Here is a 15590-nt window from a genome sequence, read left to right as displayed (position 1 = left end):
GCACGTATCCAGATGGGACCGCATGATCTTTCAGCTCTCAAATCGACAGGATTCGACTGTCGACTCGCACGCGCCAACGCCGACTCCCTCCAGCCGGGCTGCGCGCCGACTCGCCGTTACGTTCACCAGCGCCTTGCTGCTTGGCCTGGCCGGCTGCGGCACGCAAAAACCGGAGGTGCCTGCGCCCCGGCCGGACGAAGTACGCGCCAAGATCGTCCGGCTGATCCCCAGCAACATCCCGAATCGACAGGGCTGGGCCACCGACATCTACGCCGCCTTCGATGCGCTGGCGATCCCGCCGACTAACGAGAACCTCTGCGCCGTCCTGGCCGTCACGGTGCAGGAATCCACTTTCCAGGCGACCCCACCGGTCCCAGACCTGGCGAAAATCGCCCGCGATGAGATCTACCGGCGCGCGTCCCGACTGCATGTCCCACGCTTCATCGTAGATGCGGCCCTGGACGTTCAATCACCCAACGGCAAGACTTACAGCCAGCGCCTCGCGGCGGTGCGCACGGAAGAACAGCTGAGCGCAATCTTCGACGACTTCCTCGGCATCATGCCGCTCGGCAAACAGCTGTTCGGCACGCTCAACCCAGTCAAGACCGGTGGCCCCATGCAAGTCAGTATCGCCTTCGCCGAAGACCGCGCACGCGACTATCCCTACCGCCGTGAAGGCTCCATCCGGGATGAGGTGTTCACTCGCCGCGGCGGTATGTACTTCGGCATCGCGCATCTGCTGGACTACCCCGCCAGTTACACCCAGCCGCTGTACCGCTTCGCAGATTTCAATGCCGGCTGGTATGCCAGCCGCAACGCCGCGTTTCAGGCCGCGGTCAGCCGTGCGAGCGGAATCAAGCTGACCCTCGATGGCGACCTGATCATCCATGGCAGCCGCAAAGCCGGCCAGACCGAGCGTGCGGTGCGCTCGCTGGCGGCCAAGCTCGACATGAGCGAGACAGCGATTCGCAACGCCCTGGAGCGCGGCGATACGCACGGATTCGAGAAAACCAGCTTGTATGAGCGCGTGTTCGCTTTGGCTGAAAAGCGCGCCGGAAAGCCCCTGCCCCGCGCGGTGCTGCCGGGCATTCGCCTGGAAAGTCCGAAGATCACACGCAACCTGACGACCGCCTGGTTTGCCAATCGGGTCAACGATCGCCATCTGGCGTGCATGAAACGTGCAGGCCGCTAGCGGGAACATTTGTTACCGGCACCCCTCGCAGTAGAGGTACTGCGAACTCGGAGCCGTCATGTCCCAGCTGAACATTGCACTTGCCATCATGGGCGGCGTTGCTGTCTGTATTGCCTTGCTGTCGGCGCTGATCAAGCGTAGCCCTGTATCCGAGCCGGCGCTCGCCGTGCTGGTCGGGCTTGCGGTCGGTCCATATGGCTTGAGTTGGCTCGATCTCGCGCGCTGGGGCGACACCTTCAGCGTTCTCGAGCAAGCGGCGCGGCTGACGCTGGCAATCGGGCTGATGGGTGTTGCCCTGCGCCTGCAGCGTGCAGCGCTCAAGGCCATGCTCAAGCCCGTCATGCTCTTGCTGATCTTCGTCATGCTCGGTATGTGGCTGGTGTCATCCTTGTTGGCCGGTTGGCTGCTGGGGCTGTCGCTATCTATGGACAGCCCTGCTGCTGGGTGCAGTGGTCACGCCCACCGACCCGGTAGTCGCCAGCTCGATCGTGACCGGCAAGTTCGCGAAACAGCACCTCCCCTTGCGGCTGCGCGACACCGCTGTCGGCGGAATCCGGAGCCAACGACGGCCTGGCCTACGCCTTCGTCATGCTGCCAATTCTCATGCTCAGCCATTCACCTGTTCAGGCCTGGTCGCGCCGGCTCATCGAGTCGATACTGGATACTGATCGGCATCGGTGGCGCCGCGCTGATGGGCGCAATCGTGGGTTTCGCAGCAGCCAAACTGCTGGCCCTTTCCGAGCACAAGAAGCTGGTAGCCAGTTCCTCCCTGCTGGGCTACACCGTGGCATCGATCATGATGCATGGCGTGTCCGCGGCCCCGCTGTCGCGTCTGTATGCACACCATGCCGGCGCGGCGCCGCGAGGCAGCGCTCACCTGGACGAGTAGTCTGGCTGAGCCAGTAGGACGGAAACGGGCGAACCGCGTTGGGACGAGCCAATCAGCCCATCAGCCCCATGCCCGCCAGCACGAAGGCGCCAACCGCCACAATCAGCCCGAGAACGATGGCTGCTCCGTCTCGGGTGGTGATACCCAGACCGAACAGGCAGATGGCCGAGAACGGCGCGGTGCTGGCGAAGGGCAACAGTTCGAGCGGAGGCACCGAGGTCGCAAGCACGACGCAGAGCGCCGCAATCACCCGTAGAAAGCTGCTGCGGGTGGCCCAGACCAAACGCTTGTTGCTCACCTTGTCCAACCAGCGCACAACCGGACGGATCTTGTTCAGGCCTTTCTCAAGCTTCTGGCCGCTGACCGAGCGATGTGCGAGAAATCCGGGCATCCAGAAATGATGCCGACCAAACAACAGCTGGATGGCGAACAATGCGACGATCAATGCAAGCATGCTCGGCACGCCGGGAATACCGCCGATCGGGCTGATCTCGATGATAGCGGGAACGAACAGGAACGGCCCGAAGCTGCGCTGACCGATTTTGTTCTGAATGTCACCAACCGATACCTTAGGTTGGTTATCACCTGACTCGACCACGCCGTCGATCACCTGTGCAAGACAATCATGTGCGTGTTCGCGCTTGTTGGTCTCAGTCATGCGGTCCTCCTCGTCGCAGTATGGCTGTGGATACGGCAGGATGCCGCTGCGACACTTAAAGCACTGTTCCGCTGACATAATTCTCTGATGAGCTACAGCCAGTTCGAACGGCCGGTTACAAGCGCAACACATGGACAATAAATGATTGCATTTGGATGGCAACGAAACGCTAATGCCCCACCCGCGCCAGTCACACCACCATATATATTTTTCCACTCTTAGCGATCGCCAATAATCAAGGCATGCGACCCGAAAACGCCGTTCATCGGCGCGGCGAAACGAGCTCGGTTTGTCAACAACCTGTAACCCAATCCGGGCACTCTCGGAGCCATGGAAAGCCGCGACGGCTGGCGCAAGGAAGCGACTATTTTCAGGACCACCAACCACTCGACCGAGACGACATTGGAGGCCACATGAGTAGCAAAACGCTGGAAACCCTGGTCAAGCGATCCGACCTCAACCCCAATCATCCGCTTGAGTTGTGGAAGCAGCTGCGGCGTTGTAAGACGGACAATCGTCCGAGCGCGGCGGCACTGGCGAGGCGTGCGTCAATGGACCTCGAGTTCTGCGCGGCCGGACGATAGGCATCATCTAGCCGGCATGCCCGTACATCGCCCCTTGCGTCGCAAAACAACAAGCCGAACCGGGCTCGGCGTTGAGCCCGTCAGGCCCGCAGGTTTAACAGTACGCCTGCCCTCCGAGATCACGGGCTGAGGTCGAAAGCTATTCGCTCCCTCGTTCAGATACGACGCGACCAGAACCCTGATTGACTCTGTACCGCCGAAGTGAACAGAAGGCTTCTGCAGCGGTCTGGTCATCGCTCACGACTGAGTGGCACGCTCCTGACGGAGCAAAAGCCAGACGATCCCGAAAGCCCCTACTGCCACCACCGCAGCGCCGAGAAAGATGCTCTGCATGCCAATGTAAGCCGCCAGCACGCCCATGATCGCGCCAGACAGCCCCAGCGACAGGTCGAAGAACATGGCGAACACGCTGAGGCCCGAGCTGCGGTTTGCCGTTCCCACGCGTGACACTACGCCAACCCCCAGCGCGGGATAGAGCAAGGACAGCCCGCAGCCCGTCAGCGCGGAGCCTGCCAGGGCAAAGCTGGGCGCCTCCGCAAGCCAGAGCAACAAGAGCCCGAAAATCTCCACCACCAGGCACACCATCGCCACCGAATAACCGCCGACGCGGTTGATGAGGTTCGGCCCCAACAAGCGCGTCCCGATAAACGCAAACGCAAAGGCAGTGAGGCACCAGGCCGCGCCATCCCAACCGCGGGCGTTGTAATACAGCGCGATAAAAGCAGTCAGCGTGCCGTAGCCAATGGTGGCCAACGCCAGACTGATACCAGGCGGTGCGACCTTCCACAGCACTTTGCCGAACGGCAAGCGCTTGCCGGGATTCAGCGGTGCATCACCGCGCCGCCAAGCCAATGCGAGGCCCGTCGAGGCAAGCGCCATCGTCACGACACCCAGGCTCCACAGGCCCAAGGATTGAGTGAGAAAGACACCAAGCGGTGCGCCGATCCCGACGCCGCCGAAAGCCGCCACGCCATTCCAGGAGATCATTCGCGCTGTGCTTTCCGCGCCCAGTCGGCTGATGCCCCAGGTGATCGCCGATATGCCGATCAGGCTTTGTGCAAAACCGAGCATCAATCGGCTGCCGACCATCACGGCGATGCTTGCCATCGGCCAGGATTCCAGCAATGCCGAGGCGAGCAGCAACAGGCCACTCAGCAACCCCGACGCCATGCCGACCAACACGGTCTTCTTCGCCCCGCGCTCGTCCGCCAACCGGCCGGCAAGCGGGCGGCAGAGCAAGGTAGTCAGATACTGCGCACCGATCACGATGCCGGCAATAGCAGTGCTGAAGCCGAGATTTTCATGAATGTAGCCCGGCAGCGATGCCAACGGAATGCCGATGGAAATGAACGAGATGAAGTTGAAGACCACCAGTGACAGGATGAAGAAGGTATCGTTGGCAGGAGGTTTCGCAGCGGGCATCGGATCGCCTGTTGAGATGAGCGGAAGGAAGATGACACGGCGGGCCAAACCGACCCCGGCGCCTATGGAACGCCGGGGTGGCGCGCAGGTCGTCCGGGGTTAGGACCGCTAAGGGGTTGGTCCGATCTTGCCCAAGCGGAAATCATCCTACAACCACTGTCAGGCCGACGGCGCGCTCGATTCAGGTCTCGCTCGCCACAGCTGCGACCTTCGGCCGGCACCATTGGGGCAAACCGATCAGGATTACCGCGCTGACGATAACCGTCATCGCCAACCAATCCTCAGGCCCGATGCGCTCACCGGCAAACGGGATACCCAGCAGCACCGCCACCAGCGGATTTACATAGGCGTAACCAGGTTGTGCCCGAGATTGAGCAAGCCGATGCCGATCAGCCCCAGCAGGATCCCGCCCCACTCCAGCCCGGTGGTTCGCTGCCCCCGGGTCAAACCGAACAGCAAGGCAAACAGCGGCACGCTGGCAATCGCCAGCGCCGCAACCGCCGACGGCAACCCCAAGGTGCTCGGCAATGGTGACGCCGCCATTGCCGCAGCCGCAACTGAAGTCGCGAATCGTGCCCTCTTCGAAGGCCGGCGCCAGGTACTCCAGCGCACCATCCGCGGGCAGGATTGCACCAACCATGCGCTCGCTCGGGCTCCAGCGCACGCCGGTGAAGTAACTCGAGGTTCGCGCCGGCGCTGAGAAAAACAGCGTCGAGGCCAAGCTGCCCCATGCGGCGCTGTGCCTTGCCGATACGGTTCCGGTACTCGTCTTGCGCTATCGGCTCGACGCCATCCAGCATGTTGCGCAAGCGCCCAAGCACTTCTTCCTGCGTGCTGCCGCCGATACCGCTGGTCATGCCTGTTGTTCGAAACCAGCCAAAAAAATGTTCGCCGAATTTAAGTACAACTTATTTTTCTGGCAAAGCTTTTTTCTGCCGTGCCGTGAAAAAGCCAAAATCAAGGCTGGCGCGGGCTTGTCCCGCCGGCCGTATACTGGCGACTTTCACAAGGCGAATTTCATGACAGTCGACCGTATCGGCGAGCGATTGCGTCGTCACAGGCGTGCCGCGAACAAGACCCTGAACCAGGTAGCCAAGGAGTCGGGGCTGACGGCGAGCTTCCTGTCCCAGGCCGAACGCAACCTTACGGGTGTCTCGATTTCGTCGCTGGCGAACATCGCAAAATCGCTCGGCGTCCCGCTCAATTCGCTGTTTGATCAGCCCAGCCAAGCGCAGCCCGATTCCCACCAGGGCGAACGAGTTCGTTACACCATCGAAGGCCAGCCGCTGGCGTACGAGCGCCTGTCTACAAGCTTTCCAGGCAATCTGCTGAACGCCGTCAAAGTCAGCATGCCAGTGGGTTACCAGTCCGAACTCATTGCCCACGTAGGCGCCGAATTCGCCTACGTCCTTTCCGGACGGATCAGCTACAGAGTCGATGGCCGCGACTATCCGTTGGCCAGCGGTGACTCCATACATTTCGATGCGGGAAAGCCTCACCACCTGGCCAACGTGGGCGATCAACCGGCCGAAGTGCTCACCGTAACGACGATGGGCCTGTTCGACGATTTGACCACCCGCTAGCTGGCACCGCTATTGCTTGATCTCGACGCCTGGAGCTCGATACCTGAAGCTCGCCAACGAAATTCAGCAGCGCTTAATTTTTGTTGACCAGGTTTTCAGCAGGACCTAATTTCGAGGCAACCCTCGATGAACATGAAAAGATGAGGTTTGCATGCGAAACACTATCGCCATCCGAGCATTGCTCGCCGCGGGATTGATCCTCGGCTCGCCCCTCAGCTTCGCCGCCAGCAATCTGGTGTACTGCTCCGAGGGCAGCCCCGCCGGTTTCGATCCCGGTCAGTACACCACCGGTACTGACTTCGACGCCGCCTCGGAAACCGTATTCAACCGTCTCGCGCAGTTCGAACGAGGCGGCACTCGCGCCCTCCCCGCGCTGGCGAGCAAATGGGAGGTCAGCGATGACGGCCTCACCTATACCTTCCATCTGCGTCCCGGGGTCAAGTTTCATACCACTGACTACTTCAAGCCCAGCCGTGAGTTCAATGCCGACGACGTCCTCTTCACCTTCCAGCGCATGCTCGACAAGGAGCACCCGTTCCGCAAGGCATACGCCAGCGAGTTCCCCTATTTCGTCGACATGGGCATGGACAAGAACATCCTCAAGGTCGAGAAGCTCGACGACATGACGGTCCGCTTTACCCTCGACACAGTAGATGCCGCCTTCATACAGAACCTCGCGATGAGCTTCGCCGCGATCCATTCAGCTGAATATGCCGATCAGTTGCTCAACGCAGGCAATAGCGAGCAGATCAACCAGAAGCCGATTGGCACCGGGCCGTTCGTGTTCAGCCGCTACCAGAAAGACGCCCAGATCCGCTTCAAGGGCAACAAGGAATACTGGAAACCCGAAGACGTGAAGATCGATAACTTGATTTTCGCCATCACTACCGACGCCTCGGTCCGTGCGCAGAAGCTTCGTGCCGGGGAATGCCAGATCACGCTCAACCCTCGCCCGGCGGACATCGAAGCGTTGCAGAAAGATCCCGACATCGAGGTACCGAGCCAACCCGGCTTTAACCTCGGTTACATCGCCTACAACGTTGAGCACGAGCCACTCGGCAAGCTTGAGGTGCGCAAGGCGTTGGACATGGCGGTCGACAAGAAATCCATCATCGAGGCCGTCTATCAGGGCGCCGGCCAATTGGCTGTGAACGCGCTTCCGCCCACGCAGTGGTCCTACGACGAGAGCATCAAGGGCACCGAATACGACCCGGAAAAAGCGCGCGAATTGCTTAAACAGGCAGGCGTCAAGGAAGGCACCGAAATCACCCTGTGGGCAATGCCCGTGCAGCGCCCCTACAACCCCAACGCCAAGCTGATGGCGCAAATGATCCAGGCTGACTGGGCCAAGATCGGGATCAAGGCTCGCATCGTGAGCTACGAGTGGGGCGAATACATCAAGCGCGGCCATGCGGGGGAGCATGACGCCGTGCTGATAGGCTGGACTGGGGACAATGGTGACCCGGACAACTGGATGAACACCCTGTATGGCTGCGATGCGGTAAACGGCAACAACTGGTCCAGATGGTGCGACGCGGCATACGACAAAGTGGTCAAGGATGCCAAGCGCATTACGGATCAGGCTGAACGCACAAAGCTGTACGAACAGGCGCAGCAGATCATTCAGGAGCAGGTGCCCATCACGCCTATCGCCCACTCCACTGTCTACCAACCGATGCGCAACAGCGTGGAGGGCTTCGAAATCAGCCCCTTCGGGCGCAACTCCTTCTATGGCGTAGAAAACAAGCGTTGACAGTAGCGAAGCCAGGCCTGCCTGGCTGACCGCCTTTGCATGTTTTTGGACTGCCGGTCCGCGCAGCCAAGCGTCATCAGCCCAACGATAGCCGCGAATGTGAGTACGGCGATCGAGGCGGTGCTGTCGCGTAGCCATAGCTTTATCAGGAGTTCTGCGATGTTCAGCTTCATAGCCCGCCGCGTGGGCCTGCTGATACCCACCTTTTTCGGCATCACGCTACTCACCTTTGCCCTGATTCGCATGATCCCCGGGGATCCGGTGGAAGTGATGATGGGAGAGCGAAAAGTCGATCCACAGATGCATGCCCAGGCGATGGAGCGGCTGGGTCTGAACAAGCCACTCTACCTGCAGTATTTCGATTACATCGGCGATCTGGCGCAAGGCGATCTCGGCGAGTCGCTGCGCACACGCACCAGCGTCTGGAAAGAGTTCACCACCCTGTTTCCCGCCACCCTCGAGCTTGCCTTCGCGGCACTGATCATCGCCGCCACCCTGGGCCTGCTGGCTGGCGTGGTCGCCGCACTTAAACGCGGCTCGCTGTTCGACCACGGCGTCATGGGCGTTTCGCTGGTGGGTTACTCGATGCCGATCTTCTGGTGGGGGCTGATCCTCATCATGTTTTTCTCCGTCGGCCTTGGCTGGACGCCTGTTTCGGGGCGTATCGATCTGCTTTACGACGTACCGCCCGTCACCGGCTTCATGCTCATCGACACCCTGCTCAGCGAAGAACAAGGCGCGTTTCTGGACGCGCTTCACCACATGATTCTCCCGGCCGTGGTGCTGGCGACGATTCCCCTGGCGGTCATCGCACGAATGACGCGCTCGGCGATGCTCGAAGTGCTACGCGAAGACTATGTCCGCACGGCTCGGGCGAAAGGTTTATCGCCGAACCGGGTGGTGTTCGTTCACGGGCTGCGCAACGCGCTGATCCCCGTCCTGACCGTGTTCGGCCTGCAGATCGGCACCCTGCTGGCCGGAGCCGTACTGACCGAGACCATCTTCTCCTGGCCGGGCATCGGCAAGTGGCTGATCGAATCCATCGGCGCACGCGACTACCCGGTCGTGCAGAACGGCATCTTGCTGGTCGCCTGCCTCGTCATCCTGGTCAATTTCACCGTGGACATCCTCTACGGCCTGGCCAACCCCCGTATTCGCCACCAGCGCTAAGGAGGCCAAAGCATGAACAGCATCGAGACCCTGCCGGCCGCCGAACCGACTGCTTGTTACCCGTCACCCCTTCGGGAGTTCTGGAGTGCCTTTCGCCGCAACAAGGGCGCATTCGGCGGCCTGATCTATATGGTGCTGCTGGTTGCCTGCGCCCTGTTCGCACCGGCTTTGGCACCCTATAACCCCAGCGAACAGTTCCGCGATTTTTTGCTCGCCCCGCCGGCCTGGCAGGAAGGCGGGACGGCGCAGTTCATGCTTGGCACCGACGAGCTCGGGCGGGACATGCTTTCGCGGCTGATCCACGGGGCGCGGCTGTCCCTGCTGATCGGCCTCGCTTCGGTCGTCTTTTCGCTGCTGCCCGGCGTCCTGCTCGGCCTGCTCGCAGGCTTTTCCCCTGCTCGGCTGGGGCCGTTCATCATGCGCCTGATGGACATCATGCTGGCCCTGCCCTCGCTGCTGCTGGCGATGGCGATCGTGGCGATCCTCGGCCCTGGTCTGATCAATACCATCTTCGCCATCGCCATCGTCTCGCTGCCCTCTTACGTGCGCCTGACCCGGGCGGCGGTGATGACCGAGCTCAACCGCGACTACGTGACGGCCTCGAAACTCGCTGGCGCCGGAACCCTTAGGCTGATGTTCATCAGCGTGCTGCCTAACTGCATGGCGCCGCTGATCGTACAGGCCACCCTGAGCTTTTCCTCGGCGATTCTCGATGCCGCTGCACTGGGCTTTCTCGGCCTTGGCGTGCAGCCGCCGACGCCTGAATGGGGAACCATGCTGGCCTCGGCACGCGATTACATCGAGCGTGCCTGGTGGGTGGTGTCGCTGCCCGGCCTGGCGATCCTGCTCAGCGTGCTGGCGATCAACCTGCTCGGTGACGGGCTTCGCGATGCGCTTGATCCCAAGCTCAAGAATGCCGCGTGATGAATCCACAGATGCTTCGTTCAGACCTTACGGACACAAGGGACAACCGCCCATGAGCCTCCTCGAGATTCAAAACCTGTCGGTGCGCTTTGGAGACGACGGCGCGCCACCTGTGGTGGATGGGCTAGACCTCAGCGTCGACAAAGGTGAAGTGCTGGCCATCGTCGGTGAGTCCGGCTCTGGCAAGTCAGTCACGATGATGGCCTTGATGGGACTGGTCGATGCGCCGGGCAAAGTGGCGGCTGATCGCCTCCAATTCGCCGGCCAGGACTTGCTGACGCTCAAGGGGCGCCAGCGCCGTCGAGTGATCGGCAAGGACTTGGCCATGGTCTTTCAGGACCCGATGACCGCGCTCAATCCCAGCTACACCGTGGGTTTCCAGATTGAAGAGGTGCTGCGACAGCATCTGGGCCTCAAGGGCAAAGCCGCTCGGCAGCGCGCACTCGAGCTGCTCGAGCGGGTCGAGATCCCCGCCGCCGCCAGTCGTCTGGACGCCTACCCTCATCAGCTGTCCGGCGGCATGAGCCAACGCGTGGCCATCGCCATGGCCATCGCAGGCGAGCCGCAGCTGTTGATCGCCGACGAGCCGACCACGGCCCTCGATGTCACCATTCAGGCACAAATCATGGACCTGGTGCTGAGTCTGCAGCGCGACCGGAACATGGCACTCATCCTGATCACTCACGACCTGGCCGTGGTGGCCGAAACCGCTCAACGCGTCTGTGTGATGTATGCCGGCCAGGCGGTCGAGACCGGGCGCGTACCAGCGCTGTTCGACGCACCCGCTCACCCGTACACCGAAGCGCTGCTCGCCTCCATCCCGGAACATTCGACCAGCCGGCGTCTTGCGACCTTGCCGGGCATCGTCCCGGGTCGATACGACCGCCCGGCAGGCTGCCTGCTCTCGCCACGTTGCCCTTACGCTCAACCACGCTGCGGAGAACGACCGGCACTGGAACCCTACGACCGCGGCGCGGTGCGCTGCTTTTACCCGCGCAACACGACACCTGGCGAAGCACCTGAAGTGCTGCCGGAGTCGCAACGTCCTGGCCAGCCACCCGGGGAACACCATGTCTACTGAGCCGTCGACAGGCAGCGTGCTGACCGCACGCGAGCTGACCCGCCACTACCAGATCTCACGGGGGCTGTTCAAACCACACGCCACCGTACGCGCGCTCAACGGTGTGTCGTTCGAACTGGCGCCCGGCGAAACACTGGCCGTGGTCGGCGAATCCGGTTGCGGCAAGTCCACGCTTGCACGAGCACTGACGCTCATCGAGGAGCCGACGTCCGGATCGTTGCAGATTGCCGGACAGGAAGTGGCAGGCGCAGACAAGGCTCAACGCAAACAGCTACGCCGCGACGTGCAGATGGTGTTCCAGAATCCCTACGCCTCGTTGAACCCAAGGCAGAAGATCGGCGACCAGTTGGCTGAGCCGCTTGTTATCAATACCGGGCTGTCACGCAGCGAACGCCGGGAGCGCGTGCAGGCGATGATGCAGCAGGTCGGGCTGCGTCCCGAGCACTACCAGCGCTATCCGCACATGTTCTCCGGCGGCCAGCGCCAGCGCATCGCCCTTGCGCGGGCCATGATGCTCAATCCGAAGGTGCTGATTGCCGACGAGCCGACTTCGGCGCTGGATGTGTCGATTCAGGCGCAGGTGCTGAACCTCTTCATGGATCTGCAGGAGCGGTTCAACGCCGGCTACGTCTTCATCTCCCATGACCTGGCTGTTGTCCGTCACGTGGCCGACAAGGTACTGGTGATGTATTTCGGCAGCCCGATGGAAATGGGCCCAGCCGAGCTGATCTACAGCCGCCCCCTACACCCCTACACTCAGGTACTGCTGGCCGCGACGCCAAGCATCCGGCCTGACTCGACGAAGCCGAAAATCAAGGTCAGTGGCGAACTGCCCAACCCGCTCGACCCACCTACCGGCTGCGTTTTCCACACCCGCTGCCCTCACGCCACCCAACGCTGCAGTTCAGAAGTCCCGGCATTCCGCCCTTTGGACGACAGGCTGGTGGCCTGCCACTATGCCGAGGAGGTGGGCTCGCCACCCCAGACCGCAAGTACGGTGTCAGCCTTGTGCTGATAAGCCAGCGTCCGTCCGAACTGAACAAGACGATGCTTGATCCATGCAGCAACTTCGTATCCATGAGGCTTGCCAACGCAGAGGATCAGGCTGTCATCAAGCGACTGTTGCCTGGTAGCCTCGGCGGATTTAGTGACATCCTGCCGACCCCGCGCAGGCGAGGCCCTGATTGTCGGCGATGCCAGCTTGCTGCCAAGCATGCACAGCAATTACTGAATCCCCCGTGACCAAGCGCTGATCACAAAGTGGCACGACGGCTGCAAGAAGCATGACCTCACCCACCTGTGGAGTTAAGAGACATGCCTCAAGCCCACCAAGACGACGACTTTCCCTTGAGCGAAGTGCCAACAGGAGCCCGCAAAGGACTGTTTTCCACCTCGATCATGCTGTTCGGTTTTACCTTCTTCACCGCAACCATGTTCGCCGGCGGCCGCATCGGCATGGCATTCGACTTCACCACGCTGCTATGGGCTGCGGTTATCGGCAACCTGTTGCTGGGCTTGTATGCCGCGGTGCTCGGCCTAATTGCATGCCGTAGCGGTCTCAACTCGGTGCTAATGGGGCGCATCTGCTTTGGTGAGATCGGTAGCAAGCTTTCCGATGTGATCCTCGGGTTCACCCAAGTCGGCTGGTACGCTTGGGGCACTGCAACCATCGCACTGGTACTGCTAAAGATTTTAGAATTACCCGAAAGCCTGACGGTCCCGCTTATGGTGCTGTTCGGCTTCGGCTTCTGCATCACGGCTTTCGTCGGCTACAAGGGGCTGGATTTGCTCTCGCGTTTCGCGGTGCCGGCCATGCTGGCGCTGCTCATCTGCTCTCTGTGGATCGCTACACGCGACGTCGGCGGCCTGAACGCATTGATGGCCGTCGAGCCCAGCGAGAGCATGACCCTGAGCATGGCGATCACCATCGTCTTCGGAACCTTCGTTAGCGGAGCTACACAAGCCACCAACTGGACGCGCTTCGCGCGCAGCGGCCGGGTAGCCGTCCTGGCGAGCCTGATCGGGTTTTTCATCGGTAACGGGTTGATGATCATCGCCGGTGCCTACGGCGCGATTGTCTATCAGCAGCCGGACGTGGTTGAAGTACTGGTCCTGCAGGGCCTTTCCATGGCTGCCGTGGTGATGCTGTTTCTCAACCTGTGGACCACCCAGGACAATACCATCTACAACTTTGCCGCTGCCGGCTGCAACCTGCTGCGCACCGGACGCCGTCGACTGGTCACCTTCGGCGGTGCCGCGATTGGCACGCTACTGGCGATCGGTGGCATGTCCGACATGCTGGTTCCCTTCCTGATCGTGCTCGGCTCAATCATCCCTCCGATTGGCGGCGTGATCATGGCGGACTACTTCTACGCCCATCGCGGCCGCTATCCGCTACTGGCCGATGCTCGACTGCCCGCCTTCAACTGGGTTGGTCTCGCGGCCTACTTTATCGGTGCCCTCAGCGCCTACCTGTCGCCTTGGGTCGCGCCCATCGTCGGGATTGTGGTTGCCGCACTGGCATATGTCGGACTCTTTGAACTGCAGCGCGCGCTGCTGGGCCGAAACGTAGCGGTGGTACAAACGCGCCCATGAGCCTTACGGTATCGATGGCGCTCAGTCTTCCCGGGCTCGAAAGCCTGCGCCTGCGTGCGGGGGCAGCAGGCCTGGACAACCCGGTTCGCTGGACCTGCGTAGCCGGGAACGAGGGCATCGCGGATCGGGTAACCGGTGGCGAGCCGGTCTTCGTCACCGGAATCAACCATCCACGTGACGGGACCAACCGGTTGCGCTTGCTGAGCGAGGCGCAGCTGATGTGCTGGCGTACCGAGGCTGACCGGGCACAGTTTGCAAGCGTCCTCTCCCAACCGAACAGGAGTACCGCATGAACATCATCAACGCCCGCCTGCGTGGCAAGAAAGGATTGTTTCGCATCGAGCTCGACGGCAAACGCATATCGGCGATCGCCCCGCAACCGAGCCCTCCGAGTCCAGGCATTGGCGATCTGGATGCCGTTGGCAATCTGGTCACCGCGCCCTTCATCGAGCCGCACATTCATCTCGATGCCACCCTCACCGCTGGTGAGCCGAACTGGAACATGAGCGGCACCCTGTTCGAAGGTATCGAGCGCTGGGCCGAACGCAAGGCCACGGTCACCCATGAAGACACCAAGACGCGGGCCAAGAAAACCATCGACATGCTGGTTGACCACGGCATCCAGCATGTGCGCACCCATGTCGATGTGACCGACCCGAGGCTCGCGGCGCTCAAGGCCATGGTCGAAGTGCGTGACGAAACCCGTCACCTGATCAACCTGCAGATCGTCGCCTTTCCGCAAGAGGGCATCGAATCCTTCACTGGCGGTCGTGCCCTGATGGAGGAAGCCGTTGCCATCGGCGCGGACGTGGTCGGTGGAATTCCCCATTTCGAGAACACCCGTGAGCAGGGCGTCAGTTCGATCAAGTTCCTCATGGATCTAGCCGAGCGCAGCGGCCTTCTGGTTGATGTGCACTGCGACGAGACGGACGACCCACAGTCGCGCTTCCTCGAGGTGCTTGCCGAAGAGGCCCGCGTACGCGGGATGGGCGCACGCGTGACCGCCAGCCATACCACGGCCATGGGTTCATACGACAACGCCTATTGCTCCAAGCTGTTCCGGCTGCTGAAGCAGTCGGAGATCAACTTCGTTTCCTGTCCCACCGAAAGCATCCACCTGCAAGGGCGCTTCGACAGTTATCCCAAGCGCCGGGGGCTGACGCGTGTGGCGGAGATCGATCGCGCCGGGATGAATATCTGCTTCGCCCAGGATTCGATCGTCGACCCCTGGTATCCCCTGGGCAACGGCAACATCATGCGTATCCTCGAAGCCGGGCTGCACATATGTCACATGCTTGGTTACGAGGACCTGCAACGCGGCCTCGATCTGATTACCGACAACAGCGCTCGCACTCTCAACCTTGGCGAAGGCTACGGCATCGAAGCCGGCCGGCCGGCGAATCTGCTGATTCTTTCGGCACCGAGCGACTACGAAATGATCCGCACCCAGGGCCACGCCCTAGCCTCGATCCGCAACGGCTCGCTGCTGATGCAACGCACGCCGGCGCGCGTCGAGCGGTGTTGACGTCTCGCCAGAAGCTGCGCTGCCGGACGCTCCAGCCACGTGAGGTAAATCCTCATATCTCCCGATGACTTTCACAGGCACTGGGAAGCCAAGTCACCTGGTGCCTGCGGGCTCTTTACGCTGCGAGGCCTTGGGCGAACAAGTTCGCCCCTACAAGTCGGGCCATTCGCATCGTGGGTGCAGCGTTTCACCCGACGCAGCCTTTCAGATAAGT

At 61.5% G+C, this 15590-nt stretch carries 13 protein-coding genes and 3 pseudogenes; 12 read left to right on the top strand and 4 right to left on the bottom strand.

The features are described 5' to 3' along the window. Positions 1 to 22 precede the first annotated feature (22 nt). On the top strand, positions 23 to 1192 hold the full coding sequence (locus NA637_RS01260) for a DUF1615 domain-containing protein (protein ID WP_256070607.1): 1170 nt from the start codon (positions 23 to 25) through the stop codon (positions 1190 to 1192). Positions 1193 to 1250: 58 nt separating this feature from the next. Beyond that, positions 1251 to 2081: a cation:proton antiporter gene (locus NA637_RS01255; protein WP_256070605.1), complete on the top strand. Its 831-nt coding sequence runs from the start codon at positions 1251 to 1253 to the stop codon at positions 2079 to 2081. A gap of 52 nt (positions 2082 to 2133) precedes the next feature. Here NA637_RS01255 and NA637_RS01250 read toward each other — a convergent pair whose 3' ends face one another. Next, the gene (locus NA637_RS01250) at positions 2134 to 2739 is read right to left on the bottom strand and encodes an exopolysaccharide biosynthesis protein (RefSeq protein WP_256070603.1); all 606 of its coding nucleotides are present in this window, start codon (positions 2737 to 2739) and stop codon (positions 2134 to 2136) included. Between the two features lie 413 nt (positions 2740 to 3152). Between NA637_RS01250 and NA637_RS01245 the strand changes: the two genes are divergently transcribed. Continuing rightward, positions 3153 to 3323, top strand: a complete 171-nt coding sequence (locus NA637_RS01245) for a hypothetical protein (RefSeq protein WP_256070601.1) — start codon at positions 3153 to 3155, stop codon at positions 3321 to 3323. 237 nt (positions 3324 to 3560) lie between these two features. On the opposite strand, the gene NA637_RS01240 is transcribed toward NA637_RS01245, so the two are convergent. The 3 genes and pseudogenes from NA637_RS01240 to NA637_RS01230 form a co-directional block, all read right to left on the bottom strand. Beyond that, positions 3561 to 4745, bottom strand: a complete 1185-nt coding sequence (locus tag NA637_RS01240) for an MFS transporter (protein ID WP_256070599.1) — start codon at positions 4743 to 4745, stop codon at positions 3561 to 3563. A 181-nt stretch (positions 4746 to 4926) separates the two neighbouring features. Further along, positions 4927 to 5295: pseudogene (locus tag NA637_RS01235) on the bottom strand (hypothetical protein); the annotation flags it as partial. A 9-nt stretch (positions 5296 to 5304) separates the two neighbouring features. After that, positions 5305 to 5602 (bottom strand): annotated as a pseudogene (locus tag NA637_RS01230) (aminopeptidase P family N-terminal domain-containing protein); the annotation flags it as partial. A 162-nt stretch (positions 5603 to 5764) separates the two neighbouring features. Here NA637_RS01230 and NA637_RS01225 point away from each other — a divergent pair. The 9 genes and pseudogenes from NA637_RS01225 (at position 5765) to codA (ending at position 15376) form a co-directional block, all read left to right on the top strand. Next, positions 5765 to 6328, top strand: coding sequence for a helix-turn-helix domain-containing protein (locus NA637_RS01225; RefSeq protein WP_256070597.1), 564 nt, complete (start codon positions 5765 to 5767; stop codon positions 6326 to 6328). 151 nt (positions 6329 to 6479) lie between these two features. Continuing rightward, complete coding sequence (locus tag NA637_RS01220; RefSeq protein ID WP_256070595.1) at positions 6480 to 8081, top strand: ABC transporter substrate-binding protein; 1602 nt, start codon at positions 6480 to 6482, stop codon at positions 8079 to 8081. Positions 8082 to 8240: 159 nt separating this feature from the next. Further along, complete coding sequence (locus NA637_RS01215; protein ID WP_256070593.1) at positions 8241 to 9251, top strand: ABC transporter permease subunit; 1011 nt, start codon at positions 8241 to 8243, stop codon at positions 9249 to 9251. Positions 9252 to 9263: 12 nt separating this feature from the next. Then, positions 9264 to 10175: an ABC transporter permease subunit gene (locus tag NA637_RS01210; RefSeq protein ID WP_256070591.1), complete on the top strand. Its 912-nt coding sequence runs from the start codon at positions 9264 to 9266 to the stop codon at positions 10173 to 10175. A gap of 52 nt (positions 10176 to 10227) precedes the next feature. Next, positions 10228 to 11256 carry an ABC transporter ATP-binding protein gene (locus tag NA637_RS01205; protein WP_256070589.1) on the top strand — a complete coding sequence of 343 codons (1029 nt, stop codon included), beginning with the start codon at positions 10228 to 10230 and terminating at the stop codon, positions 11254 to 11256. Beyond that, positions 11246 to 12271, top strand: coding sequence for a peptide ABC transporter ATP-binding protein (locus tag NA637_RS01200; RefSeq protein WP_256070587.1), 1026 nt, complete (start codon positions 11246 to 11248; stop codon positions 12269 to 12271). The genes NA637_RS01205 and NA637_RS01200 overlap by 11 nt, the downstream gene beginning before the upstream one ends. Before the next feature lie 299 nt (positions 12272 to 12570). Further along, positions 12571 to 13851, top strand: coding sequence for a cytosine permease (gene codB, locus NA637_RS01195; protein ID WP_256070585.1), 1281 nt, complete (start codon positions 12571 to 12573; stop codon positions 13849 to 13851). Then, positions 13848 to 14063, top strand: a pseudogene (locus tag NA637_RS01190) (PucR family transcriptional regulator ligand-binding domain-containing protein); the annotation flags it as partial. The gene codB and the pseudogene NA637_RS01190, both read left to right, overlap by 4 nt. A gap of 77 nt (positions 14064 to 14140) precedes the next feature. Beyond that, positions 14141 to 15376 carry a cytosine deaminase gene (gene codA / locus NA637_RS01185; protein WP_256070584.1) on the top strand — a complete coding sequence of 412 codons (1236 nt, stop codon included), beginning with the start codon at positions 14141 to 14143 and terminating at the stop codon, positions 15374 to 15376. Positions 15377 to 15590: the final 214 nt, after the last annotated feature.

Origin of the sequence: Stutzerimonas stutzeri, assembly GCF_024448935.1 — a bacterium.
GTDB lineage: Bacteria > Pseudomonadota > Gammaproteobacteria > Pseudomonadales > Pseudomonadaceae > Stutzerimonas > Stutzerimonas stutzeri_AO.
The sequence above is the reverse complement of the archived record's forward strand: the minus strand, read 5'-3'. Positions and strand labels throughout refer to the sequence as shown.

Coding starts and splice junctions, on each gene's coding strand:
- NA637_RS01260 (WP_256070607.1), top strand. CDS start 23: ATGATCTTTCAGCTCTCAAATCGACAGGATTCGACTGTCGACTCGCAC.
- NA637_RS01255 (WP_256070605.1), top strand. CDS start 1,251: ATGTCCCAGCTGAACATTGCACTTGCCATCATGGGCGGCGTTGCTGTC.
- NA637_RS01250 (WP_256070603.1), bottom strand. CDS start 2,739: ATGACTGAGACCAACAAGCGCGAACACGCACATGATTGTCTTGCACAG.
- NA637_RS01245 (WP_256070601.1), top strand. CDS start 3,153: ATGAGTAGCAAAACGCTGGAAACCCTGGTCAAGCGATCCGACCTCAAC.
- NA637_RS01240 (WP_256070599.1), bottom strand. CDS start 4,745: ATGCCCGCTGCGAAACCTCCTGCCAACGATACCTTCTTCATCCTGTCA.
- NA637_RS01225 (WP_256070597.1), top strand. CDS start 5,765: ATGACAGTCGACCGTATCGGCGAGCGATTGCGTCGTCACAGGCGTGCC.
- NA637_RS01220 (WP_256070595.1), top strand. CDS start 6,480: ATGCGAAACACTATCGCCATCCGAGCATTGCTCGCCGCGGGATTGATC.
- NA637_RS01215 (WP_256070593.1), top strand. CDS start 8,241: ATGTTCAGCTTCATAGCCCGCCGCGTGGGCCTGCTGATACCCACCTTT.
- NA637_RS01210 (WP_256070591.1), top strand. CDS start 9,264: ATGAACAGCATCGAGACCCTGCCGGCCGCCGAACCGACTGCTTGTTAC.
- NA637_RS01205 (WP_256070589.1), top strand. CDS start 10,228: ATGAGCCTCCTCGAGATTCAAAACCTGTCGGTGCGCTTTGGAGACGAC.
- NA637_RS01200 (WP_256070587.1), top strand. CDS start 11,246: ATGTCTACTGAGCCGTCGACAGGCAGCGTGCTGACCGCACGCGAGCTG.
- codB (WP_256070585.1), top strand. CDS start 12,571: ATGCCTCAAGCCCACCAAGACGACGACTTTCCCTTGAGCGAAGTGCCA.
- codA (WP_256070584.1), top strand. CDS start 14,141: ATGAACATCATCAACGCCCGCCTGCGTGGCAAGAAAGGATTGTTTCGC.